Annotated in this window: 21 protein-coding genes; 7 read left to right on the forward strand and 14 right to left on the reverse strand. The window is 51.7% G+C overall.

What is annotated here, in order from left to right:
* Positions 1-93: 93 nt before the first annotated feature.
* The gene (locus G535_RS0102540; protein WP_241970481.1) at positions 94-1,164 is read left to right on the forward strand and encodes an alanine racemase; all 1,071 of its coding nucleotides are present in this window, start codon (positions 94-96) and stop codon (positions 1,162-1,164) included.
* Here G535_RS0102540 and G535_RS0102545 read toward each other — a convergent pair.
* The 9 genes from G535_RS0102545 to G535_RS0102585 all read right to left on the reverse strand — a co-directional run bounded on the left by G535_RS0102545 (position 1,151) and on the right by G535_RS0102585 (position 9,404).
* Positions 1,151-1,624 carry a nuclear transport factor 2 family protein gene (locus G535_RS0102545; protein WP_026860628.1) on the reverse strand — a complete coding sequence of 158 codons (474 nt, stop codon included), beginning with the start codon at positions 1,622-1,624 and terminating at the stop codon, positions 1,151-1,153. The two genes, G535_RS0102540 and G535_RS0102545, sit on opposite strands and share 14 nt — an antisense overlap.
* 41 nt (positions 1,625-1,665) lie before the next feature.
* A complete protein-coding gene (locus G535_RS0102550) occupies positions 1,666-2,328 on the reverse strand; it encodes a tetratricopeptide repeat protein (RefSeq protein WP_026860629.1) in 663 nt (220 codons plus the stop codon).
* Positions 2,325-3,131 carry an SDR family oxidoreductase gene (locus G535_RS0102555; RefSeq protein WP_034727371.1) on the reverse strand — a complete coding sequence of 269 codons (807 nt, stop codon included), beginning with the start codon at positions 3,129-3,131 and terminating at the stop codon, positions 2,325-2,327. The genes G535_RS0102550 and G535_RS0102555 overlap by 4 nt, the downstream gene beginning before the upstream one ends.
* A 15-nt stretch (positions 3,132-3,146) precedes the next feature.
* The gene (locus G535_RS0102560) at positions 3,147-3,794 is read right to left on the reverse strand and encodes an iron-containing redox enzyme family protein (RefSeq protein ID WP_026860631.1); all 648 of its coding nucleotides are present in this window, start codon (positions 3,792-3,794) and stop codon (positions 3,147-3,149) included.
* Positions 3,769-5,196, reverse strand: coding sequence for an AMP-binding protein (locus tag G535_RS12730; protein ID WP_051206914.1), 1,428 nt, complete (start codon positions 5,194-5,196; stop codon positions 3,769-3,771). The genes G535_RS0102560 and G535_RS12730 overlap by 26 nt, the downstream gene beginning before the upstream one ends.
* Positions 5,197-5,210: 14 nt before the next feature.
* Positions 5,211-5,840 (reverse strand): thermostable hemolysin, encoded by a 630-nt coding sequence (locus G535_RS0102570; protein ID WP_026860632.1) that lies wholly within the window; start codon positions 5,838-5,840, stop codon positions 5,211-5,213.
* A 63-nt stretch (positions 5,841-5,903) separates the two neighbouring features.
* On the reverse strand, positions 5,904-6,497 hold the full coding sequence (locus G535_RS0102575; RefSeq protein WP_034727374.1) for an LOG family protein: 594 nt from the start codon (positions 6,495-6,497) through the stop codon (positions 5,904-5,906).
* A gap of 66 nt (positions 6,498-6,563) precedes the next feature.
* Positions 6,564-8,054, reverse strand: coding sequence for an FAD-binding domain-containing protein (locus G535_RS0102580; RefSeq protein ID WP_026860634.1), 1,491 nt, complete (start codon positions 8,052-8,054; stop codon positions 6,564-6,566).
* 9 nt (positions 8,055-8,063) lie between these two features.
* Positions 8,064-9,404, reverse strand: a complete 1,341-nt coding sequence (locus G535_RS0102585) for a DASH family cryptochrome (RefSeq protein WP_034727377.1) — start codon at positions 9,402-9,404, stop codon at positions 8,064-8,066.
* A 137-nt stretch (positions 9,405-9,541) separates the two neighbouring features.
* On the opposite strand from G535_RS0102585, the gene G535_RS0102590 reads away from it, so the two are divergent.
* Together G535_RS0102590 and G535_RS0102595 are read left to right on the forward strand one after the other, a co-directional pair.
* Positions 9,542-10,792 (forward strand): APC family permease, encoded by a 1,251-nt coding sequence (locus tag G535_RS0102590; protein WP_026860636.1) that lies wholly within the window; start codon positions 9,542-9,544, stop codon positions 10,790-10,792.
* Between the two features lie 80 nt (positions 10,793-10,872).
* Entirely contained in the window at positions 10,873-13,524 is a 2,652-nt protein-coding gene (locus G535_RS0102595; protein ID WP_126775195.1) for an EAL domain-containing protein, read from the forward strand.
* A gap of 25 nt (positions 13,525-13,549) precedes the next feature.
* On the opposite strand, the gene G535_RS0102600 is transcribed toward G535_RS0102595, so the two are convergent.
* The 5 genes from G535_RS0102600 to G535_RS0102620 form a co-directional block, all read right to left on the reverse strand.
* Positions 13,550-15,682, reverse strand: coding sequence for a TonB-dependent receptor family protein (locus G535_RS0102600; RefSeq protein WP_026860638.1), 2,133 nt, complete (start codon positions 15,680-15,682; stop codon positions 13,550-13,552).
* Positions 15,683-15,798: 116 nt separating this feature from the next.
* Complete coding sequence (locus tag G535_RS0102605; RefSeq protein WP_026860639.1) at positions 15,799-17,088, reverse strand: anti-phage deoxyguanosine triphosphatase; 1,290 nt, start codon at positions 17,086-17,088, stop codon at positions 15,799-15,801.
* 85 nt (positions 17,089-17,173) lie between these two features.
* The gene (locus G535_RS0102610; RefSeq protein ID WP_026860640.1) at positions 17,174-17,824 is read right to left on the reverse strand and encodes a class I SAM-dependent methyltransferase; all 651 of its coding nucleotides are present in this window, start codon (positions 17,822-17,824) and stop codon (positions 17,174-17,176) included.
* Positions 17,821-19,122: a sensor domain-containing diguanylate cyclase gene (locus tag G535_RS0102615; RefSeq protein WP_026860641.1), complete on the reverse strand. Its 1,302-nt coding sequence runs from the start codon at positions 19,120-19,122 to the stop codon at positions 17,821-17,823. Before G535_RS0102615 ends, G535_RS0102610 begins: the two co-directional genes overlap by 4 nt.
* Positions 19,123-19,155: 33 nt before the next feature.
* Complete coding sequence (locus G535_RS0102620; protein WP_026860642.1) at positions 19,156-19,641, reverse strand: YajQ family cyclic di-GMP-binding protein; 486 nt, start codon at positions 19,639-19,641, stop codon at positions 19,156-19,158.
* Between the two features lie 194 nt (positions 19,642-19,835).
* Between G535_RS0102620 and G535_RS12735 the strand changes: the two genes are divergently transcribed.
* The 4 genes from G535_RS12735 (at position 19,836) to G535_RS0102640 (ending at position 24,261) form a co-directional block, all read left to right on the forward strand.
* Positions 19,836-20,735, forward strand: coding sequence for an alpha/beta fold hydrolase (locus G535_RS12735; protein WP_051206916.1), 900 nt, complete (start codon positions 19,836-19,838; stop codon positions 20,733-20,735).
* Positions 20,732-21,820 (forward strand): hypothetical protein, encoded by a 1,089-nt coding sequence (locus G535_RS0102630; RefSeq protein WP_026860643.1) that lies wholly within the window; start codon positions 20,732-20,734, stop codon positions 21,818-21,820. The genes G535_RS12735 and G535_RS0102630 overlap by 4 nt, the downstream gene beginning before the upstream one ends.
* A gap of 80 nt (positions 21,821-21,900) precedes the next feature.
* A complete protein-coding gene (locus G535_RS0102635) occupies positions 21,901-23,190 on the forward strand; it encodes an O-acetylhomoserine aminocarboxypropyltransferase/cysteine synthase family protein (RefSeq protein WP_026860644.1) in 1,290 nt (429 codons plus the stop codon).
* 54 nt (positions 23,191-23,244) lie between these two features.
* Entirely contained in the window at positions 23,245-24,261 is a 1,017-nt protein-coding gene (locus G535_RS0102640) for an alpha/beta hydrolase (protein ID WP_084616764.1), read from the forward strand.
* Positions 24,262-24,268: the final 7 nt, after the last annotated feature.

Raw genomic sequence — 24,268 nt, forward strand, 5'->3', positions numbered from 1 at the left:
CTGTGTGGTGTGTTCAAAACTTCTTAAAACGGTGATTGTATGCCTGCGCTAAATGCTTTAACGACGCCTTATTTATTACTGGACCCAAACAAGATGTTGCACAATAGCGAGCGCTTACAGCGTCATCTTGATGGTTTGGGGGTTATGCTGCGACCGCATGTTAAAACGGCGAAGTCGGTGGATGTGATGCGGTATTGCTTTGCCGATGCAAAAGGGCCTATTACTGTTTCAACATTAAAAGAAGCTGACTATTTTGCCGAACATGGGTACACCGATATCACTTATGCCGTGGGTATCGACCCGGATAAACTACCACGCGTGGCGCGTTTAAACCGTTCAGGGATAACCGTACGAGTATTATTGGATAGTTTGGTACAGGCACAAGCAGTGATTGATTTCGTCGCGCGCGATGGTGTTGCGATTCCGGTGTTGCTTGAAATTGATTGTGACGGCGAACGGGCGGGTTTGCGGCCCGATGACCCACAACTGCTTGAAATTGCGTGTTTGTTGGATGACAAACAACTCTTTGCTGGTATTTTATTGCATGCTGGAGGCTCTTATCACTGTCCAGATCGTGCTGCCAAAGAAGCCGCTGCTGAGCATGAACGTGCCACGGCGGTTGCGGTGAAAGAGCGTTTGGCATTGGCTGGTGTGCTTTGCCCCATCGTTAGTGTAGGGTCTACCCCGACAGCACATTTTGCCCGTGATTTAACCGGCATCACCGAAGTACGGGCAGGGGTTTACTTGTTTCAAGACTTGGTGATGGCAGGTTTGCACGTGTGCGAACTTGAGGATATTGCGCTCAGCGTTGTCGCAACCGTTATCGGTGTGCGTCCTGAGCAAGGTTGGATCATCACTGATGCTGGTTGGATGGCGTTATCCCGTGACCGTGGTACCGCTGAGCAAGAGCTAGATCAAGGTTATGGGGTGGTGTGTGATATGGCGGGAACGCCCTATCCTGATTTGATTGTCAGCCGTACCAGTCAAGAGCACGGCACTTTGGCGCTGCGGAAAGGCAGCAGTGCGCAGTTACCGCCGTTGACGATCGGCAGTAAGGTACGCATTTTGCCGAATCACGCGTGCGCGACGGCGAGCCAGTTTTCAGGGTACCTGGTCCCGCTTGAGCAGGACCTGGTCTTCTGGCCACGGGTTAATGGCTGGTAGCAGCCTCGCGCGTGGCGTTCCAGTTGATGGCTTGCCAACGCGCGTCGCGGTACACCATGACGCCGCTATTTAAGTAAGTATCGCGATGCTTGGTGGCGACGTTGGTCGAGACTAAGGTGAAGTTCAATAGCACGATATCACCGATAGCTTTGAGCTCGATATTTTCCGCGCTGTACCAGGCTTGAACATCGGCATCATCAATACGCGTCGCGTTGGCAGTGCCTTGCAGCAGCGTCGCTTTATCAAAGCGCGTGCCGCTAGAGCTGGTGTAAGTCAGTTCGTCAGCCCAAAATGTTTCGTGCACCTTAGGATCATTCACCGACGCGCCATAGAGAAAAGCGCTTAAGGTTGTCTCGATGGCGGTCGCGTCGTTAGCGCTTGGCTGGGTGACAGTTTGTGCTGCGGTAGTGCTAGCAAACACGCTTCCGACAAATAAAAAAGTGAGCAAAAATAAGCGCATGAAAGCGTCCTTTAACGATGAGTCATGCGCTATAACCTATCTTAACTGCGACGTTTTTTCAGCTTTTTATTGACCTTTGTTAGCAGTTGTTCAATTTCCTTTTTGCGCTCTTGATCAGCGAGTTCACGCTGTGGTCGCGCTGGTGCTTGTAAGGCTAGCTGGAGGTGTTCTGCAGCTTCACGATAGTCGCCTTCTTCATAGAGAAACTCACCGTAGAAGTAGTTTGGATCAATACCGTTTGGATTCAACTGCAACGCGGCTTGTAAGTGCTCTTTGGCCAAATCATCGTCGCCAAAACCGAAGGGCCAGCCCGGAACTTTATAGTACAAGGTACCTAAACTGGTGTGCGCTGATCCTGCAAGTGCAGACGGGTCAAGGGTGAGGGCTTGTTCCAGTGCCGCTTTTGATTGCTTGGCTAAGCCGAGCGCGCCTAAGCCGCCGACTACCCCAGCCTCAGTGCTGAGAATGATCCCGTGCCAAATATGTGCTTCGGCTTTATCGGCATAGTTTTGCGCGAAGCTTGCAGCACGTTGCTCTAACGCCTTAAAGGCTTGCTCTTGAGCGTCGTCTTGCAGCTGATAATTGGCGACAGCCCAGTCGTGCTGCAAGGCCAGTAGCTCGGTGGCGAAAGTGTCTTCCGCATGAGCAGGTAGAGTGGTGGTTAAGAGTACCGTTGTGAGACACGTAGTAATGAAGTGTTTCATGATTTTTGCTCCTGTAGTAATTGACGGAGTTGACGTAGAGGTTTGCGCAAGTTGGCATCAATAAGTTGCGGTACCAGCGCATTGAGTTTCACGAACAGACGTTCAGGCCAGCCAATGGTTTGCCGGCGTTGTCCCTGCTCTATTTGGCGCAAAAGTAAGCTCGCAACACGTGCGGCGTTATCTTCATGGGTGCCGGAGTTTTGGTTGAAACGGTGCATGACACCGTCGTTCATGGCGGTCTTAATAGCTCTTGGTGCGGCATACATAATGGTGCACGCCGATGGCTCTACTTCGCGTTGCAAGGCTTCACAAAAGCGTGCCAAAGCAGCTTTACTTGCGCAGTAGCTGGCTTGGGTAGGAAAGCCAAGCGCACCAAAAACAGAGCCGACATGTAATAGCCACGCCCGGTGCTGACGCTGTAACAGGGGCAGCAATGCATGGGTGAGCTGCATCGGCACCAAGGTGTTTAACCGCATCACTTCGGCGTGTTTCGTCCAAGGTGTGTCGGTATAAAGCTCGGTAACTGAGCTACCGGCCGCATGAATCCAGCCGGTGATGCGAGGTCTTGAGGCTTGCACCAGCTCGATCAACCCGGCCAGCTCCTCAGCTTGTGTTAAGTCGCATAGGAAATCGCGTTGACCCAAGGTGACAGCTTGTTCACGTAAGGCCTCCTCACGGCGGCCGACGAGCGTCACAAGGGCCCCTTTTTCGGTTAATTGGCGTGCGAGTTCTTGACCGAGCCCACCTTGTGCTCCGGTTAACAAGACGTGCTGTTGCGACCAGTCAGTGATCAATTTCGACATGGCGGAAGTTCCTCGTTAGTCCGGTAGCGCACGGAACATATCACCATAAAGGCGGTAAACACCTTTGGCGGTGTGGATAATTGCTTGCTGTGCTGCTTTATCGTCCAACTTATTCATCAAATCAGCGAAAAAGGACACATGATCTTGGTCAAGATCGCCGTGTGAAAGCAGATAGGAGAAGGCACTGGCGGGTAATCCGAGCTTTGCTTTGATTGCGCCTGCCGCTTGGGTCGCTAATTTCACGCTGGTGCCTTCTAACACATGCGCCATACCAAAAAAGCTTGCCGGGTGACGGCGTTGAATTTGGTCGTAGACATAGCTCACCATTAACTCGGTGGAGAAATGCGGTGCACTGGCGACAACCTGTTCGACATCGCCACCACAGGCGCGAATATCATTGAGGATCCATTCGTGATGGCCATATTCTTCATCGATGTATTCTACGACGGCTTTGCGCAGCCACTCTTGTTCAGGGCCCATGCGCGCGCCTGCGGCCATGAGCAGAGGGACTGTGTGTTGCACGTGGTAGTAAGCTTGTGTCAGAAAGCCTAGATAACGGCTTAATGAAATGTTTCCAGCAAAGGTGTCGGTGATTGCTGGGGCGTGTAATAAATAGGCCTGCTCAGTTTGAGTGGCGTTACATAACTCTTGAAAGAATGCCATGTGTATCTCCGTAAAACTGCGAAATGGCCTGGGCGTAAGTTTTTAATATCGCTTTACGACGAAAGCGGTTGTTATAAGTAAGTAATTGGTTTTCTTGGCTAAAAGGTTCTTTTGTTGGCAGCCAACCGGCCAGTTGAGCATAGTCAGGAAGGTGTTGGTTAAGTGCCTGAATGGCGGCCTCTATCAGCGCTGATGTCGCTTCCGTCGAGGGCGTAATAAGCGCGATGGGTTGCGCTTGAGCATCACCGACCACCATGAACTGTGACCAACAGTGAAAGGCTTGGGCGAGGGTCTCGATCCACTCTGGCGAAATATTGCGACCGTAACTGGTAATAATGAGGTTGGACGCACGGCCAGTAACACTTAAATAGCCGTCTGCGTCGATGGTTCCGAGATCGCCAGTGGCGTGCCAAATCGCATCACTGGTAGGTGTTGGGTGATTCAAATACCCCATCATGTAGGGACCAGCAGTGTAAATTTGACCGTTGACGACACGAACCTGCTGATGCGGCAGTGGGCGTCCTACGCTGCCTTGTTTGTGCGCTGTGGGTGTATTTAACGCTACCACCGAACCACACTCCGACAAACCATACCCTTCATAGAGCGGCAGCTTAAGTTGTGCAGCGCGCTCAAGAATATGCGGGGCAACCGTTGCACCACCAACGGCGATGAAACGAAATTGCTCGGCGTTAAGGGCGCCTTGTTCGCACCCTTGTAACAGTAGTTCCGCCAGAGCTGGAATCGCAATGACGCTGTGAGCCTTGAAGCTGCGTAGCTCAGCAAAAAAGAGCGTGGCATCCATTTGATTGCTGCGTTGGTAACCTAAACTTGTGAGCGAAGGCAGGTGGATGGAGGCCCCCAGATAGAGCGCTAACCAAGCCCCAGCAATATTTTCCAACAGCACGGCTAACGGCAAGCAGCAAAGGTGCCGTTGCGAAAGCTTATCAGGTAGTTGTTGGGCGATAGCGCGCACCGTCTCCAGAAGGTGTTCAGCGGACAAACAAACACCCTTTGGTTCCCCAGTACTACCGGAAGTGTAGGTGATTTTTGCGGCCGCATGTGGAGTGGCGGTCGCCCGAATACGTTCAATCGCGCCATTGTCGGTGATGATGGTATCAATTTCGGCATCCGCAAAGACCGCCTGCCGTTGTGCGTTGGTAAAAAAAGCGGGAATAGGGACCACCGTCAGCCCTAGCTTGAGTGCCGCCAGATCACAGATCAGCCAGTCGAGGCTATTGTCAGCAAGCAAGGCCAGCCGTTGACTGCCGCGGCGTTGAAGTTCATTTGCCATAGCGTCTATGGCAAGCAATAAGTCTTGGTAACTGATGCTACGGTGATCGTCGCTGAGGCGTGCATCGGTCGCGGCAAAGCTTTCAAGCTGGCGAAAAAAATGTGTGATCATGTTGCCCCTCCAGTTCATTGAATTCGACTGCAGCGTTGTTGCATCGACAGTTGTAAGGAGTGCCCATCGGCGGTACGGCCAGCCAAGACAAGAGGATGCCGTTGATAGTAGCTCCCCCATTGTTGCCGCTCACTCTCAGGCAGAGCGACGGCTGGCGCTTCAGCGATAACGGCGGTTGGCAATTGAAAACGCTGCAAATGACGGCGCAATTGTGCGGTAGCAGTAAAGAGTAAATAGGGAATCGCCAACAATTCAGCGCAGTCAACCACGCAGGCGAAGAGCACAGGTAGCCAGCTAAAATCGCGACATGCGAGTGAGCCAACTTCTGCGATTTGACGTCGGTGTATCGAGGTATGGAAAGCTTCTGACAGCTGCCGTTCTACTGGAGCTGTTAAATAACGCTCCGAGAACAAAGGACGTTCAGCCGCAGGGGTTACCGCGCAGGCCGCAACAATCTCTCCCGCGTCGGTGATTAAACAGAGTAAATGCTCGGGCAATTGACTTAAGCAAGCCGCAAACGAAAACCAGTATTTTTGGCAAATAAACTGCTCAACGTCAGTGCGCCGCGGATGCTGACGACCCACGAGCATTGCGTTTGAATGCGTTGCGTCATTCGCTTGTGTATGGAAAAGTGGTGTTGCCATGTGCGTTTCCTCATTCGACATGGCCTCACCTTAAAAAAGAAAACTTAAGCGATACTTAACATTCTAGGTTTCGTCTGCAGTTATCCATTTCGGCTGTTGTGGTGCCTGATAGTGACGCAGGAGCTCAAGTAGGTCAGCTGGTTGGTCATGGCTAAGCAGTAAATGCCGATGATCATCGCGGATAAAGCCTTGCGAAATGGCGCCCTCGAGAAAGTTAAGTAAACTTTCGTAGTAGCCATCAACGTTGAGCACCCCACAACCTTTTTGATGAAAGCCAAGCTGTGCCCAAGTCAGCATTTCAAACAATTCTTCTAAGGTGCCCATACCACCGGGTAGGGCAATGAAGGCATCGGCTAATTCGGCCATTTTGGCTTTGCGTGAATGCATCGAGTCAACGATGTGTAGCTCGGTTAAGCCATGGTGAGCTAGCTCTTTGTCTACCAGTGCTTGGGGAATCACACCGATAGCTTGCCCGCCTTGTGCAAGGACGCGGTCAGCTAAAATGCCCATCAGGCCCACGCTTGAGCCGCCGTAAACCAAGGTAATATTGGCGGCGGCGAGAACGTCAGCTAAGGCGATGGCCGCATCTTTATAGACCGGACTAAAGCCCGGGTTCGCCCCACAGTACACACAAACACGTTGAAAATTTTGCGCCATAACCCGCTCCACTGATAAACAAGAGCTTTGATAGTAACGGTCTTTTGCGCATGGATGCAATGCTGATTAGTTTCGTGTTACGCGCTTGTTTCGGCGCTGCACATGGCGGTTCAGAATACGTTCGCCATCGCGCTTTACCTCAGCTTGCTTACGCCAGCCCCACAACAGGTCACGGGCCCGTTTGCCTGAGGCGGCTAGGTCGACGAGAGGATGCGGATAGTCCTCACCAAGCCGACAGTCATACAATTGGTATTCCATAGCGCTTAGTTGCCATGGCTCGTGAATTAAGGGGGCGGGAAGTTGCTTCAACTCAGGACACCACTGGCGAATGAAATCGCCGTTGGGATCATGCTCTTGACTTTGTTTGACCGGGTTGTAAATCCGAATGGTGTTGGTGCCGGTGACGCCTGCCTGCATTTGAAATTGCGGGTAATGAATGCCGGGCTCAAAATCCAGAAAAAGTCGCGCCAAATGGTGAACGCCCAAGCGCCAATCAATCAGTAAATGATGACACAAGAAGCTAACCAGCATGGCGCGCATCCGAAAGTTAACGTACCCCGTTTGCGCTAAGCAGCGCATGCAGGCATCAACAAGAGGGACGCCGGTTTGGCCGTGTTGCCACGCCTGTAAGTCATCGGCGACCTGTGGGTCGTCTCGGTATGGAAAGTTGTGGTAGCCATGGTTGACCGCTTGCCACTCCATTTGGTGTTCACTTTCAAATTTTTGAATGAAATGACAATGCCAGTGTAAGCGGGACACAAAAGCCCGCAGAGACATGCGCCAACCGGGCTGTGACCAATGCCGGAGCAGCCGTTGATACACTTCGCGCAAGCTCAGATTGCCCCAGGCAAGATAGGGTGAGAGCCGCGAGCAAGCTGTACGACTTGCCTCAGGTTTTGAAATCGCAAAGCGATAATCCTTGCCGCGTTCGAGAAAGAAGCTTTTTAAGGTGGCATGCGCGGCAAATAAACCGCCGTGCTGCATCTTGCTGTCATTTTCTCGAAAGGCCTCGGGAGGCAGCTGTTGCAGCGGTATAATCCAATCGTCTAGCCATGCTCGGGCGAGGAGCCAGTCGGGTTGCGCGAGCGGTGCGCGCATGATCTGTTGCCAGTCGTGTTGCCAATCGCGGCGGTGACTTAAGGCGCGCTGCACTGCGCCGGTAGGGCTTTGATGCCAGCTGATCCCTTGTGTTTGGCACCAGCGTTGTACCTGTTGATCACGCTGGAAGGTCTTTAAAATACCCACTTCTTCGTGACTATAGATCGCGGCAATGTCGCTGTGCTGTTGAATCGCTTGTAAGCTGCTAAGTACTTCGTCGTGACGCACCAGGAGAGGCAGCTCGACCCGCTGTGACAAGCCATGCTGGAGCGCCGTGAGGCTCTGCCAGACAAAGCGCCAGTGACGCACATCATAATGTGGGTCGGTGCATAAACTTGGCTCGAAACAATACAGCAGGAGTACCCGATGGCCCGAGGCAATCGCTTGTTGTAAGGGCAGGTGATCACGCAGTCTCAGGTCGCGTTTAAGCCAGACAATCGCAAGCGGTGTTTCAGTCATCCATCACACCTATGAATGTTCGACGGGCCAGTCGGCCGCATCGAGCCAATCGCTTTGATGTGGTTGTTCTCCTTGCCAGCGACGGATGAACACACCGTCCGGGTCGTACTGCTGAGTTTGCTTGGCAAGGTCAAAGCGCCGGTGGCCACGCGGATCGGCACCTACGCCGGCGAGGTATTGCCAGTTGCCCCAGTTGCTAGCAACGTCGTAGTCGAGCAATTGTTGCTCGAAATAAGCCGCACCGTAGCGCCAATCTAATTGCAGCTCATGCACAAAACAGCTGGCAACCAACTGACGGCCGCGATTTGACATGTAGCCGGTGGCATTCAGTTGGCGCATACAGGCATTGACAATCGGATAGGCGGTGGTGCCTGAACACCATTGTCGAAAACGGCTTGGATAAAAGCTGGTGGTTGGCCGTTGTTGTTTTATACCGCTGCTGGCAAACAAGCGTTGTTGATAGCGGTGGGCGTACCATTGAAAGTACTCACGCCACAGTAATTCAAAGAAAATCCAGTACGTACTGTCATTACTGCCATGCGTTTGCTCATAAGCGGTTAAGCGTTGTAGCAGGCGGCGCACACTGAGCGCTCCTGTCGCCAACCAAGGCGAAAATTTGGTGGAGCTCGACCAATCGTCGAGGGCATTACGCGTTTGCTTGTAATGTAGCGGAGCGGCACTGCTGAAATAGCTCTCGAGGTGAGCTTGTGCTGCCTGACTACCACCTTGGAAGGCTGCTGAAGCGTTTGTCGTCGTTGCTTCGATGGGGCGAAGCAAGGTCTTGAGCTGACTGAGAACAGGTGCAGGTGGCAATTGTGTTGGCGTCGCTAGCGGCGCCGCGACGGTATCGCGTAAGTTTTCTTGCTCGATACACTTACGAAACTTGGAGAAGCTTGCGGGCAGTTCATCTATTGCAAAGGGTAATTGTGAAGCTCGCCATAAGGTGGCGCTGGTTTCACAGTGATGCGCAATATATGGAAAGCGCTGTTGCAATAGGCGTTGATAGTGTTGCTCGTAGGTACCTGCGGCTTCGCTGTAATAGATAGCGTCGATACGATGGTGCTGCATCACCAAGGGTAGTGCCGTGAGAGGGTCGTGTTGGCAGGTGAGTAACGTCTGGCCATAGGCGCGCAATTGGCGTGCTAAATCCGCAAGGGTTTGCTGTAGAAAATGTTTTCGCAGAGTGCCCATACTGTGCAAACTATAGCGATTCGCTTGCATCGATTGCGGCGGTAAACAATACAAAAAAATCAGCTGCTGACACTCAGATGCTGCTTGGTGAATCAAGGGGTGATCATCGAGACGAAGATCATGTTGAAGCCAGATGAGGCCGATACGGTACATACACATTTTTCTTTCATGAAACCATAATTAGGTTACGTGAAAACAGTCGTTTAAGATCGTTGCGCCTGACGACGAATGTGGTGTCATTCAGCTGTAATGAAGTATCGTTAGCTTAAAAGGTTTGATCAGCTTCAGGGGACGCCATGACGACACAACTGGTTCGCTCAACAGGTATGGTCGGTGCCATTATGCTTGGGCTCGGCTCTATTTTAGGCACCGGCGTGTTTGTAAGCCTGGGGTTCGGCTATGCCTTAGCGGGCGACGCGTTACTCTACGCGATTGCCGTGGCTGCCTTTGTGGCATTGTGCAATGGGCTGTCGAGTGCACAATTGGCGGCAGCACATCCGGTCAGCGGCGGCACCTATGAATATGCTTATCAGTATCTAAACCGCCACTGGGCATTTGTTGCTGGGTGGGTTTTTATTTGCGCGAAAAGTGCATCAGCTGCCGCTGCACTGTTAGCAAGTGCTTACCTACTGCTGGCATCCTTTATGTCCGGTGAAATACCCGCAGCAGCGGTGATTGCTGTGGCCTTGCTCTTGCTCGGCGCGCTCACGGTCTTAGTATTGTGTGGCGTGCAACGGTCGAATCAGGTGAATGGCGTTTTAGTGACGCTGACCTTGTTAAGTCTTGGAGTTTTTGTGGCCTCGCTAGCGTCGACGCCGGTGGCCGAAAGCGTGGCGAATAAGGCTCATACAGTGAGTGTTTCGACAGTGTTGAGCGCCGTAGCGCTCCTTTTTGTTGCCTATACCGGCTATGGGCGCGTAGCAACGCTGGGGGAGGAGGTGAAGCAACCTCGACGTACCATTCCTCGGGCGATTGTGGCGACCCTGGTTGTGGTGATGGCATTGTACCTTCTGGTTGGCTCGGTACTGGTACGGCACGCGCCAGAATTTGAGTTAACCAACTTTAACCTGAGTCAGTTACTGGCTTCAGGCTGGCAGCAAGAGGTGGTGCGCTTAGGAGCTGCATTAGCGATGATAGGAGTGGCATTAAACCTTCTGCTTGGTGTCTCACGAGTGGTGTTGGCGATGGCGCGCCGAGGTGATCTACCGCGTGCATGGGCGCGACTGAATCAAGCGCGCAGCGCAGCTCCGTACGCAACGCTTGTGACGGCTCTGATCATCGCCGTTGTGGCTATGTTTGGCTCGGTAATTGGCGCCTGGTCGCTTAGTGCCTTGACCGTGCTGATGTATTATGGAATTACCAATTTAGCGGCGTTAAAGGTACCGCCGTCGCAGCGTTTCATCGCTAAGCCATGGTCAATCGTGGGTCTGTTCAGCTGCTTCGCCTTAATTTTTGTGGTGCCTGTGCAGTTTTTGTGGTTAGGGATGGGGAGCTTAGTCTTCGCTTGGGCTCTTCGCCTGCGCTATCAATTTTTGCGGCAAGGTTAAGAATACGTTGAAACTAACGGCATCTTTGTCAATACTCAAGCAAGGTCACGCGCGGGTGATCGAGGTGGAGTAAGCATGGTTTGTCGATAACACAACTAGAATGGCGTGACCAACTCTTGATGTTTGGTTTGCTGCTGGCAATCATTTGTATCGCGGTCGGTTGGTGGATCGGTTGTCGCGAGCGCACGCGTCTAAAACGTCTCATGGCCGCTGAGTTTAGAACCTTAGCATCGCTGGCACAAAATAAATCGCTCCCCGAAAAGCTCTCTGAAATTTGTTTACTTATTGAAGACCAAATCCCCCATGTAATGTGTTCCGTCATGTTGGTCGATGAAGACCAAGCGACCCTGCAGGCCATTAGCGCCCCAAGCTTACCGAGTGACTTTTCGTCAGCCTTACAACATTTGCCGATTGCTGATGGTGTCGGCGCCTGCGGTACGGCCGCGTATACTAAGCAGCCGGTGCTTGTTGCTGATATGACGCATGATGCCCGCTTTCAAGCCTTTCGTGAGTTGATTCAACGCTTCCAGCTGCGTGCGTGCTGGTCCTTTCCAGTACTATCAACGACGGGATCGCAGGTCATCGGCACCTTCGCCGTGTATTCGCATTTGCCAAGTGAGCCTACCGCTGAGCAAACAACAGTGATCCAGCGTTGTCGCGATATTGTGGCGCTAGTAATTGATCAACATCGGGATCGGGTGCAACGTGAACGTAGCGAGCAACGTCATCGCTCCTTATTCAGTTATAACCCCGAGGCGGTATTTACCCTTGATCTCGAGGGTCGCTTTGTCAGCATCAATCGCGCCGGTGAAGGGTTAACCGGATACGATGAACAAAGCATGCTTGGCCAACATTATGAATTGGTGGTGGCAGCAGCTGACCGGGCGCGCACGCTGACGCACTTTAAGGCCGCCAAAGCGGGCAAGCCGCAACGCTATGAAGTCACCATTTATAACCGTGAAGGCGAAGCGAAAATCGTCGACGTCACCAACATGCCGATTTTTATCGATGGTGAAATCACCGGTGTGCATGGGGTTGCAAAAGATGTGACTGCGCAGCGCCGTAACGAGTCGCGTTTAAAGCTGTTGGAACGTAGCGTGGAGTCCAGTACCAACGGGGTGGTTATTTGTGATGCGAATTTACCAGACTACCCAATTATTTATATCAATAAAGCGTTTAAGGCGATCACGGGGTATACCGATGAAACCGAAGTGATTGGCCGTGAATTTAACTTCCTCCAAGGTACAGACAGAGACAATGACGCCAGTCGTAAAGTACGAGAAGCGTTGCTGAGTCGCACTGAAGTCAGGGTTGTGATCCGCAACTATCGCAAAGATGGCAGCTTATTTTGGAATGATTTATTGGTTTCGCCGGTACGTGATGGCGATCGCGTGACACATTTTGTGGGTCTGCAAAGTGATATTACTGAACGGGTCGAGCGTGAACAGGAGTTGCGCTTTTTAGCGCGTCACGATGTGCTGACGGGGCTGCCGAATCGTAATGCCTTAGAAGCGCGTTTAAATGAACGCTTACTTCAAGATAAACAGACCAATGTGTACGTCTTGTTTATTGATCTGGACGGCTTCAAACCGATCAATGACAGTCTTGGCCATGCTGTCGGTGACCGGGTGCTGAAAGAAACTGCTGAGCGCTTACGGCAACAGCTAACCGACAACGATTTATTAGCGCGTTTTGGCGGAGATGAATTCGTTGCGGTCATTTATAGTGCCACCACCTCGGTGGACGCAACCCTGTTGATCGCACGGTTACTCGCTGTATTTCATCAACCTTATCGGTTTGATGATCTTGAAGTGTCATTGTCGGCCACCATTGGTGTCGCCGATAGCCGTCTGCCATTCGAGCGCCCGGCAGAATTGATTCAACGCGCGGATATCGCGATGTATGAAGCCAAACGTCGCGGCGGTAGCGCTTGGTATTGGTACAGTGCAGACCTTGATGAGGGCATGCAGCAGCAGGTGGCATTGCGTACTCAGTTACAAGAAGCGATTCAACAGCAGCAGTTTGAATTATTTTATCAGCCTATTGTTGATAATGACGGGCGCCCTCGGGCGGTGGAGGCGTTGGTCCGTTGGCACCATCCGCAACAAGGCTATATCTCACCTGCTGAATTCATTCCCTTGGCGGAAAAAACCGGGCAAATTATTGCCATTGCTGATTGGGTATTTGAGCAGGCCTGCAGCGACTGCGCTGAGCTGTTAGCCACTGGATTACAGAGTGTTAGTGTGAATTTTTCGCCAATGCAGTTTTATCGCGACGATTTTCTCGAAAAAGTCGAAGCAACTATGCAGCGTTACCAGGTCAAACCGAAACAATTGGTCGTGGAGATTACCGAGAATGTCTTTATACGCGACAGTGAGCGTATGATCGAACTTTTACATGGCTTGCGCGCACTCGGCTTGAAAATAGCGATTGATGATTTTGGTACGGGGTTTGCGAGCTTAAGTTATTTGAATCAACTGCCGGTTGATGGGGTCAAAATCGATAAGAGTTTTATCCACAATGTGCATAAAAATCCTCGTAATGCAGCGATCACGCGTGGCGTTTTGTTAATCGCTGAAGAGCTAGGTGTGCGTACCATTGCGGAAGGTGTAGAAACAATCGAGGAACAAGAGTATTTGGTAACCCATGGTTGTGAAATGTTGCAGGGGTATTTGCATTGTCGCCCACAACCCTTAGTGGACGTGGTGCAGTGGCTTGCGAAGCAGCGTTAAGCTGCTTCGCTCGAGCCATGGTCAGTTAGAAGCGGTAATCGAAACCTACAGAAATGGTTTGTGGCTTATTTGGACGCGCGCCGTAAGGGACGCGTGAAATAATCACTTGTTCATCAAACAGGTTCTCAACTTTCACAAATACCGTGGTTTGTTGGCTTAGCGGGTAGCGGCTAATCAAGTCAACCGTCCACAACGACTCGGTACGTTGCATGGTATCATCGTTGCGATTGCAGCCGACATTGACGCAGGTCTCGTCCATGAATTTAACGATGGCGTGATTTTCCCAGCCACTGTCATGCAAGAGACCAATGCGGCTGCTAAAGACGTGTTCAGGGATATCCGCCAAGGTATCGCCATCAACCACACCGGTAAGGTTATTATCCGCACTGATTTCCGCGCTAGTGTAGGTGTAGGCAATACTTACTGGAATTTGCCATGCTCCCTGCTGCCAACGATGACCGAGCTGCACTTCAACACCTTGCACCAAGGCTTCGCCAGTCACGTAGCTGCCAGAAGTTTCACCATTGCTGCATGGATTGGCGACGGAGCAGCTTTCTGCTTGGTTATTGAAATCACTGCGGAAGGCAATGGCTTCAGCGAATAACTCACCTTGGCTGTAGCGTGCGCCTAGCTCGTAGTTAGTGCTGGTTTCTGGCTCGTCGGTTGCGGTTGCGCCGCCACCTAATGGCGCAAAGCCACGGTGAACACCGGCAAGCACTTGTACTCGCTCAGAAACATCATAGGTAAATGACACGCCAGGCAACCATTCTTGCGCCTGACTACTGCGCATGCTCGGCACATCGCTACGATCCGTCATGGCAAATTGTTTGCGGTAGGTATCTGCATCTTCGTAGCGCAGTGTTGCCTCAATGCTTAAGCGATCGGTCGCTTGCCAACGATCCGCCAACCAAAATGCTTGTGCATCGGCACCCTCTAAGCGGTTATCGCCACCGGTTGGGGCAATTTCACCTTGGTAAACGAGGCTACCATTAATTTGGTCATAGACTTCAATCGGCTGGAAGCGGTCCATGCGATCGGAGTGGTCGCGCGCGCCGAATTCAACTTCGTGGTCGCCCCAATTGCTCTGCAGACGCATCTCAAGGCCATAAGATTCATAGGCACGGTTGTTATGTTTGTACTCTAAGCCCGTTACGTCCGCTTCACCATGCAAGATGGCCAGAGCATTTGCATCACCAGCGTTGGCCGCAGTGATCAAATCGCCAGGGCTGCCTTTGAACCAATCACGTTTGTAGTCATTGAGGTAGGCAACGGCGGTAAAGCGTAAGTTATCGGCTAAGTCGAGGTCGTAAGTTAGGCTGTAACCATTGTGTTGGTTGTCCATTTGATCGATGGCGGTCAGCCCATAACGACGGTTCGGATTTTCCGCGAAGTCAGCGTCGGTTAAGCCAGTGTAGGTTTCGTTGGAGATTTGCTCCGAGTATTGCAATTTTGCGGTGAGGCTCTGATTAACACCCGACCAGCGTAATTTCACCAAGTAGTCTTGGATGTCATGGCCAGCATCACGGTGATCACGGTCAATGGTTTTAAATCCATCGCTATCGCGTTGCACAGTATCAATCAGCCAACCAAACGCGCCTTCCGTACCGCCATAATAGGCATGAATATCGCGGCTGTTGTTTTCACCCATGCGCAGGGTGACCTGACCTTCACGCTGCTGTGGAATCGGCGTCGTGATTAGGTTCACAACACCGCCGGTAGTTTGCGGCCCGTAGCGCAGTAACGGCGCGCCTTTGAGTACCTCAATACCATGCATGCGGTAGGCTTCAGGGAAGTAATACGCAGCTGGGTTCGAGTAAGGCGCTGGCGCGATCATGACGCCGTCTTCGAGTAAAGTTACCTTGCTTGAACGTCCACCTGCAGCGGCGCGAATGCCGATATTTGGGCGCAGACCCTGGCCATCTTCTTCGCGAATATACACCCCAGGAACGGTTTTGAGGAGTTGATTGATATCCGTGTTTACTTCAATTGCCATTTGTTCTGGCGAAATCACAGCACTTGAGCCTGCGACGGTTTTGGCATCTTCTTTGCTGCCAATAATTTTGATGACTTCGTCAGCGTTATCTGGTGTTGTTGCCGCTACGGCGCCAGTTGACGCTAAGGCGAGTGCTACTGCACTGGTAAGAAGTGAATATCGCATGTGTCCCCCACGGAAATGTATTCAACAAATCATATGGGGGCGGATTATAAATACAAACCATTCGCATTAGCAATAGTTCATGAGAATTATTCTCATTTACAAAATTTCAATAAAGGCTAAATAACGAACAGATTACGGTACATGCGCTCAGCGTAGTCATCGGTCATGCCTGCGATATAGTCACAGAGCACGCGGTCAGCTGCGTGATGGCCTGATTGATCATGCGCCATTTGCCAACGCGAGCGGGTGTTGTGCGGCAATAACCGCATCGGCTCATTATGAAAGGCGCTGAATAAGTTCAGAAGCATGGTTTGGCTGCGATAGCGTAACTGCTGAATCGAGGGTTGATTGATCACATGTTCAAATACCACGGCTTTGAGGCTGTCGAGTAAGAAACGTTCAGCTTCTGGTAAGGTGGCGTTGTAGCGGATCAATGGTTCTTTGGCGTCCGGTAAGACCTCGGCAATGGTGACCGCGGTGACGAAAATATTCACCAGCGCACCTATCGCATCTTTTCGCGTGCTGTGTTCATTTGAGAACAGTTGCGTCCCTAAGCGTTGCATCAACTCAGAGAGTGGCCCGTCAAGCTCACCTACGACACTATCAAGATGAGCGTGCCACTGGGTCGCCGACAAAGTACCTGTGACCACTGCATCCTCAAGGTCATGTACGCCATAGGCGATGTCGTCGGCAAGTTCCATTAACGAGGCGTCAAAGCTTTTGTAGAGTGAGCGTTGCCAAGGGCTCACGTCGAACGTTTCGACGCTTTGAAACAACTGGCGATCATCAGCACTGAGCGGTGCGAGTACCCAGTTCAGCAGGTCGGCGTCACAGGCAAAGAGTGCTTTGGCGGGTTTCCAGTGGGCTAAACTAGCGGCGTCAGTTGGTGTGGCGATAGCATCGAGATTGGGCATTAATACTGGGTATTTTAACAGGCCCAGCAAGGTGCGGCGGGTTAAATCCATGCCGTGTTCTGAGTGATAGGCTTCAAGTTTGCCGACAATTCGAAAGGTTTGGCCATTGCCTTCAAAGCCGCCCGAGGCCAGCATTTTATAGTTCAGCGCTACCTCGCCACCATGGCCAAATGGAGGGTGGCCAATATCGTGCGCTAAACATAGTGTTTCCATGAGATTTAAATCGGGCAACAGTGCTTGTTCTTGCGCGCTGCTGACATGCTCTAGCTGGTTGATAAGTGACGTGCCAATTTGCGCAGCTTCAAGCGAATGGGTCAAACGGGTACGATAAAAGTCATTCTCGCCGACGTTCATAATTTGGGTTTTGGACTGTAAGCGTCGAAACGCTGCAGAGTGAAGCACGCGCGCCCGATCGCGTTGCCACGGTGTGCGGCGATCACCAGGACGCTGCGTTGAAGGGCCTGAACGTCGTTGTTGCCATTGTTCACTCATGGTTATTCCTTTTGCTGAGTCCTTGATTGCATGATGCTACGATAATCGTAAAGGGGTATCGATACCAGTCTGCCTAGCTGCTTTTTCATTGCTTCGTTTGCAAAATCACCACGTCGTCACTGAGGTAATCGATGCGCAGTGACCAATGCTGGGCGAGCCAGTCGATGGTGTGTTGGTGGAAAAAGCTAATATGGGTTGGATCATTGCGGTAATTCCAGCCTTTAAAGTGTGCTAAATCGCGCCAACGTTTGGTCATCAATACCAGCCAGCCACCCGGTTTGAGGCATTGCAGCAACTGCTCAAGCACGTCGGCTGGGGCTGCGATATGCTCGATCACTTCGGTGCAGGTAATGTAGTCATAGGTGGTGTTTAACACCTTGGTATCGGGCGCGTAGAAGACATCGTAGATGGCACATGGGAAGCCGCGTTCAGTGAGCATGAGGGATAAGGTTGGGCCCGGGCCACTGCCGAAGTCGAGTCCTTGGGCGCCGCTGTGTAAGCGTGATTGCAGTGGCACTGCTGCGCGATCGAGGAAACTGCGGTAATGCGGATCCTGTGGGTCATTTTCATGGTAATCATAAATGGCTTTTTCGTCTGCCAGTGAGAGACGATGTACCGCTGGCACTTGGATCAGCTGGCAGTTCTGGCAGCGCCAAAATTCACGTCCTTGCAATGTGCCGCGGGTCTGTTGATAAAAAAGCTCCGTATGTGGCGTACCACACAGTCCACACTTCACCGCAGTTCCTCAGTGGCGCGGTGCCAGAGTTTAACGCAATTGCGGTTACCTTGTTTGGCGTGGTACATGGCTTGGTCGGCGCAGCGCAAAAGCTCGCCTGTTTGTTGCGCATGAAACGGGTAGATGGCGACCCCGATACTGGCCGAGATGCTTAACGTCAGTTGTTCAATGGCAAAAGGTTTCTCGAGCTCTTCGCGGATACGCTCGGCGATGGTACTGGCAACGTCGGTAGCGACCTCGCTGCTGGGTAAGTCACGTGCCAATACGACAAATTCATCGCCACCAATACGGCAGGCCAAATCAGAGTCACGGAGACAGGACTTCACGCGCCGTGCGACATGGATCAGCAGCTGATCGCCAATATTATGACCGTGGGAGTCGTTGACAGGTTTAAAGTCATCTAAATCGACAAACAACACTGCTAGAGCTGTGTCTTGTTGTTGGCACTGGCTTAAACTACGCTCAAAGGCTTCGTCGAAATGCACGCGATTCGGCAAGTTGGTCAACATATCTTGGCGCGCCATGCGTGCCATTTTCTCGCGCTGTTGGCGTTGCTCGGTGATTTCTCGGGCAATGCCCATGAGGTAGCCTGGTTCGTTCCCGTCGCCCTCTACCCGAGAGCCGCGGCAGCCGTACCAATGCCACTGTTCATCGGGGTGCTTCACGCGAAATTCAATTTCATCGAGGGCTGGACTGCCGTTGAGAATTGACTGGATAAAGGCATTACACGTCGCCATGTCATCGGGGTGCACAATTTCTTCGAACGAGCGATGCAGTGCCTCATCAACAGGGTGCTCTACACAGCGCTCCCAATTCGGTGACAGGTAACCGATGATGCCGTTGCTATCAACGGTGAAAATAATATCGTTCGCTTGTTCAACAAGGGTACGAAAACGCAGTTCACTGGCACGTAGCTCTTGTTCCAGCTGCCGACGATGTGTCGCCTCAACAATAAACCCCGTCCAACTCAAGCTGCCATCGTCATGCTGGCACCCTGTGTCATATGCGTCGAGCCAAAGTTGACGTCCATCTGGGCGAATAAATCGAAATGGATGATGCCATTCGAGATCTTGCTCAGCCGATAGAATACTCGCGTTAATCACCCGCTCGCGGTCATCGGGGTGAACACACTCGAGGAGTGCGCTGGCGTCTTCGAGCAAAGGTGCGACCTCTAACCCTAATAAATCGGCAGCAGTCTCGGACAGAAAAGCAAAATAAAAGTGCCCTTTGGGGTCACGCATCAATTGATAAGTGACACCTGGGAGTTGTTGCATGATGTGCTGGGCAGAAGTGGGCATCTGGCTGACTCGTTGGCTCGCGGTTAATTCAGCTTAGTCGCGAAAGTTCTCAAATTGTAGCGGTAGCTCAATGTCCGACTCACGTAACAACGCAATTGCGCTCTGTAAGTCGTCGCGTTTTTTTCCTGTAACCCGAACCTTATCACCTTGAATGGAAGCTTGAACTTTAAGCTTATTATCTTTAATCAGTTTGACGATTTCTTTGGCCAAAGGCTGGTCAATTCCCTGCTTAAAGGTGATGGTCGTGCTGAAGGTTTTACCGCTATGGGTAAAGTCTTTTGGGCTTTCGGTGCCGGCCAAGCTTAAGCCTCGTTTGCTGCAGTTATTCGCAAACAAATCATAAAGTTGCTGCACTTGGAAGTCAGACTCAGAGGCCAGTGTCACAGTAAACTCGTTGAGTTCGATGCGGGCGTCGACACCCCGAAAGTCAAAGCGTGACGTCAGTTCGCGGGTGGCGTTGTCCACCGCGTTTTTAAGTTCGACGCGATCCACTTCTGAAACGATATCAAATGACGGCATGAAATTACCTTTTGCTTAAATTTTTAACATGTTGCCTCATTATCGTGAATATTCGCTGGAGATACAACTTTCTAGGCACCGTGACAAAAGGTTACAGAAAGCTAAACGTTAAGATGTTTAGATGGCTATATTGACACGCGTACCTGTCCTTAGTACATTCGCTGTCACGAGTAGTGAAAGAGATTGAGTAAGTTATGGCTGTCGTTCAGCGTGACCACTGTGTGCAAGTGGGTGATGCGCAACTTATGTTGCGCCAACAAGGAAATCCAGATGGCCCGGCACTTTTGGTGTTGGGGGGCATCTCGGGCGGACGCTTTGTTTACCGTGATGATGGCAGTGGTTGGTGGCAGGGCCTGATCCGCGATGCTGATCTGTTGGACTACAATGTTTGGTCGGTAGATTACTGTGGTGGCACCGGTGACAGTCATTGCGAAGTGATTCCAGCGACGGTCGCTGCACATGCAGAATTGCTCAGTACTGCCTTGCAGCAGCTTGGCTACACTCATTTTCACGCAGTCATCGGTGGTTCGTTTGGCGGCTGTATTGGCATGGCTTTGGTGGCTCAAGGCCACTTAACTATTGGCCGCTTGGTGGTTGCCGGCGCTGCGCACCGACCCACCGCGCAAGCGGTTATGTTACGCAGTCTGCAACGAGACTTTATCCGTTTAAGTGAGCAAACCGGTGATACTGAGCAAGGCACCGTGCTCGCACGGGCGTTGGCGATGATCAGCTATCGAGGCCCAGTGGGACTCGATCAACGCTTTCCTGAAGCGGCGCAGGCGATTGACTATATTCATCAGCGGGCCGCGACACTGGTCAGTCGCGATCCTCAGCGTGCGAAGCAACTTTTTACTTGTTTCGGTCCCGCACTCGACACCTTTGCGATTGCCCCACAGAAGCTGCAACTGCCGGTGTTTGTCGTGGGCTTTCAAGACGACTTCTTAGCGCCTGCACATTTGCTGCAGGAGTTCGTTAGCGCTTTGCCGGATTGTCGCGGCTACAAATGCGTTGCTACCGCTGACGGCCATGACGGATTTATATTGGCAACAACAAGTTATGGTGTTGAGTTAAAAGCATTTTTGGAGGACGTATGAGTCGCGCAGATATCGCCATTGGCGTGATTGGCGTAGGCACCATAGGCAGTTATTGGTTGAACCATTTTGCCGATACCTTGGCCCTCTCCACGCAAACACGTGTGACCGGTATTTTTCGCAGTCGGCACCACCTGAATGCTCCCCGCGGTGTCGATGTGTCGCGCTGGGCAGAGCAATTTGAACACGCTGTAGTACCTGGTGATGCGGAGGCGATATCGGCCTGGATCAAACGCAATCAACAGCGTGCCGACCATGTGATACTGCTCGATTTGACTGCCTCAAAAACGGTGAGTCGACAGTACCCGCGTTGGTTTGCCGAAGGTGCACATATTATTTCTGCAAACAAATATGCAGGTTCCAGTCGTTGGGACTGGTATCAAGAGCTGCAACGCGTGCAAGCGCAGTATCAGCGGCATTGGCTGTACAACACCACGGTCGGGGCTGGTTTGCCGATCCTTACTGCGGTCGATGAACGTTGCCGTTGTGGCGACACCATCTTTAGTATTGAGGGCAACTTATCTGGCTCGCTTTCATGGATTTTCCAGCAGTATCGTAGCGGTGACAAACTGTCCGATTGGCTAGTGCAAGCGCAGCAACTAGGTTTAACGGAGCCTGACCCTCGGCTTGACCTTGGTGGCATGGACGTAGCACGTAAGCTCGTGATTTTGGCTCGTGAAGCGGGTTGGACCCTGCAGTTAGATGATCTAGAGATTCAAAACTTGGTTCCTGAAGCGTTGCGTGCACTTGATGTGGCGAGCTTTTTACAGCAGTTGGAGACCTTTGACACTGCGTTTGACGATTGGCGTCAAGCGACCGCGCCCACCGCAGAGCAATGGGTTTACCTCGGCTATATTCGTCGCACTGAAGAGGGGCGCTATGAGGCTGGAACTTGCCTGCAACCTATTGATGCTGAATCGAATTATGCGCGCTTACCTGCTGGCAACGCCAACTTTACCGTGCGCAGCCAACAGTACAATCGTAACCCGCTCGTTATTCAAGGGCCGGGCGCTGGACCGGAAGTGACAGCGGCGGGCGTACATAGTGATGTGTTGCAGCTGATCACCAAATTAAAAAATCTTACTTAAGGTGCTTGCAGTAGCTTTGATTTTGTTTATTATGGACGTCTAAACGTATAAACATATAAAAGTCTTTTAAGGAACAGCAGATGACGACTTCATACCGCGCCGCAACACTTGCCATCCATCATGGCTATGAAACCGACCCGACCACTAAGGCTGTGGCAACCCCAATTTACCAGACTGCAGCGTTTGCTTTTGATGATGCACAACATGGTGCTGACCTCTTTGATTTAGCGGTGCCGGGAAATATCTATAGCCGCATCATGAACCCAACCAATGATGTGCTTGAGCAACGTGTTGCAGCCCTTGAAGGAGGCGTGGCGGGGCTAGCGGTAGCCTCAGGTATGGCGGCGATTCAATATGCGTTGATCACCTTGGCGAGTCAGGGCGATAACATTGTTACCACGCCACAGCTTTATGGCGGCACCTACACCCTGTTTGCTCATATGCTGCCATCGTTGGGCATAGAAGTGCGCTTTGCCGCATCGGAAGACGCGGGTGATATTGCTGCCCTGATTGACGACAATACCAAAGCGATTTATTGCGAAACCATTGGTAACCCAGCTGGGACCATTGCTGACCTCGAAGCCTACGCTGCCGTTGCGGAGCAACACGGGGTTCCATTAGTGGTCGATAACACGGTCGCATCACCGACCTTGTGTAAGCCGATTGAGTGGGGCGCTCATATTGTGGTGCACTCTTTGACCAAGTACATCGGTGGTCATGGCACGACGATTGGCGGCTTGATTGTCGATGGTGGTAACTTTGATTGGGTGAAGCATAGCGACAAGTTTAAGCAGTTTGCCCAGCCTGAAGCGGCTTATCATGGCGTGATTTACAACGATACCTTTGGTCCAGCAGCCTTTATCGCACGAGCACGCACGGTAGCATTGCGTAATACCGGCGCGGCCTTATCCCCGTTTAATGCGTTTTTGATCCTGCAAGGGTTGGAAACTCTGGAGCTACGCGTTGAGCGTCATTGCCAAAACACCGAGCGCGTGTTGCACTTTTTACAAAACCATCCCGCCGTTGCATGGGTCAACTACGCTGGTTTAAGTGACCACAAAGATTATGCTTTGGCACAAAAATACATTCGCGGTGGGCTGCCAGCTTCGCTGTTAACCTTTGGTTTGAAAGATGGGTACGAAGCGGGCGTCGCCTTCTATGACAAACTCCAGTTATTCAAACGACTGGTGAACATCGGCGATACCAAGTCATTGGCATGTCATCCAGCCTCGACCACGCATCGTCAGCTCACCACTGAGGAGCAGTTGAAAGTGGGGGTGAAACCTGAGGCGATTCGGTTGTGTGTAGGTATTGAGCATCCGGACGATATCATTGCTGATCTAGAGCAGGCGTTAAGCGCACAGAAGTAGTTAAACCATATTATTTTGGGTATAGTGCAGCTTTTCATCAGGTAGGGAAAAGTGATGCGTATACAGACAAGACTTGTGCGTCTGCGGTTGGCTGTTATCGCCAGTATAAGTGCTGTTCTAGTGGGGTGCTCAACCTATGTTGAGCACCGTCTTTCGGGACGAGCAGACACCAATGAGAGCTTTACTGAGCAACTGGTCGAGCAGCAACAACAGTTGCAGCTTGAGTCTCGAGAGTTTTGTTTACCTCACTTAAGTGGTTGTACTGGCTACTTATACGGTGTGCCCTATCATCGTAAGGCCGAGAACAATGGCCGCTTCAACGAATTAAAAACAGACGTCACTATCGAACTAGACGGTTCAGGCGCGGAGCATTATCAATTGCAATTGAAGCGCGAAGACGTGAATCCACGTCACGGCACCGTGGTGCTTTTGCATGGTTATGGCATGAACAAGTCCACCATGGGGCTAATGGCGTCGTACTTTATGTTTTTGGGCTATCATGTGGTAGTGCCAGACCTGATGGGGCACGGCGAGTCGACCACCAACCATGTTGGCTTTGGGGTGTTAGATGCTCCTGTGCTTTCGACCTTACTGGACAGTTTGCCTCAACGTGAAGTGCCAAAACCTTACTACGTTGCTGGTATGTCGATGGGGAGCATTGCGGCGATGCATTTAGCCAAGCAACGGGATGATATCTCTGGATTGATGCTATTAGCACCAATGCTACCTATGGAGCAAGCGACGGTTGCGATGTTGGAAACTTGGTATCCGAATTTGAGTAAAGTCATGTCCATGGATGCGATTCAAGAAGGTGCTTTGGCGGCCATGGCTAAACAAGGGGTAACCAGCGCCGATACGGATATTCATCAACTGCTGCCGAAGATGGAAGTATCGACTTTGATTCTTGCCAGTGACAAAGATCGCGTTGCGCCTTACGAAACGTTCTTACCCTTGGAGTCGGAGCGTGTTCGCTTGGGGATGTTGCCAGGACGTTCGCACGCCGGGGTGGGCATTATGAGTAACGACATGCACCAACAGTTGAGTGATTGGTTAGCGGCACAGGACCGCTAACCACAAA

Source organism: Pseudidiomarina sediminum DSM 21906, assembly GCF_000423165.1.
GTDB classification, from domain to species: domain Bacteria; phylum Pseudomonadota; class Gammaproteobacteria; order Enterobacterales; family Alteromonadaceae; genus Pseudidiomarina; species Pseudidiomarina sediminum.

Bases quoted from the DNA above. Each gene is read 5' to 3' on its own strand.
- G535_RS0102540 (WP_241970481.1), top strand. From the start codon at position 94: ATGTTGCACAATAGCGAGCGCTTACAGCGTCATCTTGATGGTTTGGGG.
- G535_RS0102545 (WP_026860628.1), bottom strand. From the start codon at position 1,624: ATGCGCTTATTTTTGCTCACTTTTTTATTTGTCGGAAGCGTGTTTGCT.
- G535_RS0102550 (WP_026860629.1), bottom strand. From the start codon at position 2,328: ATGAAACACTTCATTACTACGTGTCTCACAACGGTACTCTTAACCACC.
- G535_RS0102555 (WP_034727371.1), bottom strand. From the start codon at position 3,131: ATGTCGAAATTGATCACTGACTGGTCGCAACAGCACGTCTTGTTAACC.
- G535_RS0102560 (WP_026860631.1), bottom strand. From the start codon at position 3,794: ATGGCATTCTTTCAAGAGTTATGTAACGCCACTCAAACTGAGCAGGCC.
- G535_RS12730 (WP_051206914.1), bottom strand. From the start codon at position 5,196: ATGATCACACATTTTTTTCGCCAGCTTGAAAGCTTTGCCGCGACCGAT.
- G535_RS0102570 (WP_026860632.1), bottom strand. From the start codon at position 5,840: ATGGCAACACCACTTTTCCATACACAAGCGAATGACGCAACGCATTCA.
- G535_RS0102575 (WP_034727374.1), bottom strand. From the start codon at position 6,497: ATGGCGCAAAATTTTCAACGTGTTTGTGTGTACTGTGGGGCGAACCCG.
- G535_RS0102580 (WP_026860634.1), bottom strand. From the start codon at position 8,054: ATGACTGAAACACCGCTTGCGATTGTCTGGCTTAAACGCGACCTGAGA.
- G535_RS0102585 (WP_034727377.1), bottom strand. From the start codon at position 9,404: ATGTGTATGTACCGTATCGGCCTCATCTGGCTTCAACATGATCTTCGT.
- G535_RS0102590 (WP_026860636.1), top strand. From the start codon at position 9,542: ATGACGACACAACTGGTTCGCTCAACAGGTATGGTCGGTGCCATTATG.
- G535_RS0102600 (WP_026860638.1), bottom strand. From the start codon at position 15,682: ATGCGATATTCACTTCTTACCAGTGCAGTAGCACTCGCCTTAGCGTCA.
- G535_RS0102605 (WP_026860639.1), bottom strand. From the start codon at position 17,088: ATGAGTGAACAATGGCAACAACGACGTTCAGGCCCTTCAACGCAGCGT.
- G535_RS0102615 (WP_026860641.1), bottom strand. From the start codon at position 19,122: ATGCCCACTTCTGCCCAGCACATCATGCAACAACTCCCAGGTGTCACT.
- G535_RS0102620 (WP_026860642.1), bottom strand. From the start codon at position 19,641: ATGCCGTCATTTGATATCGTTTCAGAAGTGGATCGCGTCGAACTTAAA.
- G535_RS12735 (WP_051206916.1), top strand. From the start codon at position 19,836: ATGGCTGTCGTTCAGCGTGACCACTGTGTGCAAGTGGGTGATGCGCAA.
- G535_RS0102630 (WP_026860643.1), top strand. From the start codon at position 20,732: ATGAGTCGCGCAGATATCGCCATTGGCGTGATTGGCGTAGGCACCATA.
- G535_RS0102635 (WP_026860644.1), top strand. From the start codon at position 21,901: ATGACGACTTCATACCGCGCCGCAACACTTGCCATCCATCATGGCTAT.
- G535_RS0102640 (WP_084616764.1), top strand. From the start codon at position 23,245: ATGCGTATACAGACAAGACTTGTGCGTCTGCGGTTGGCTGTTATCGCC.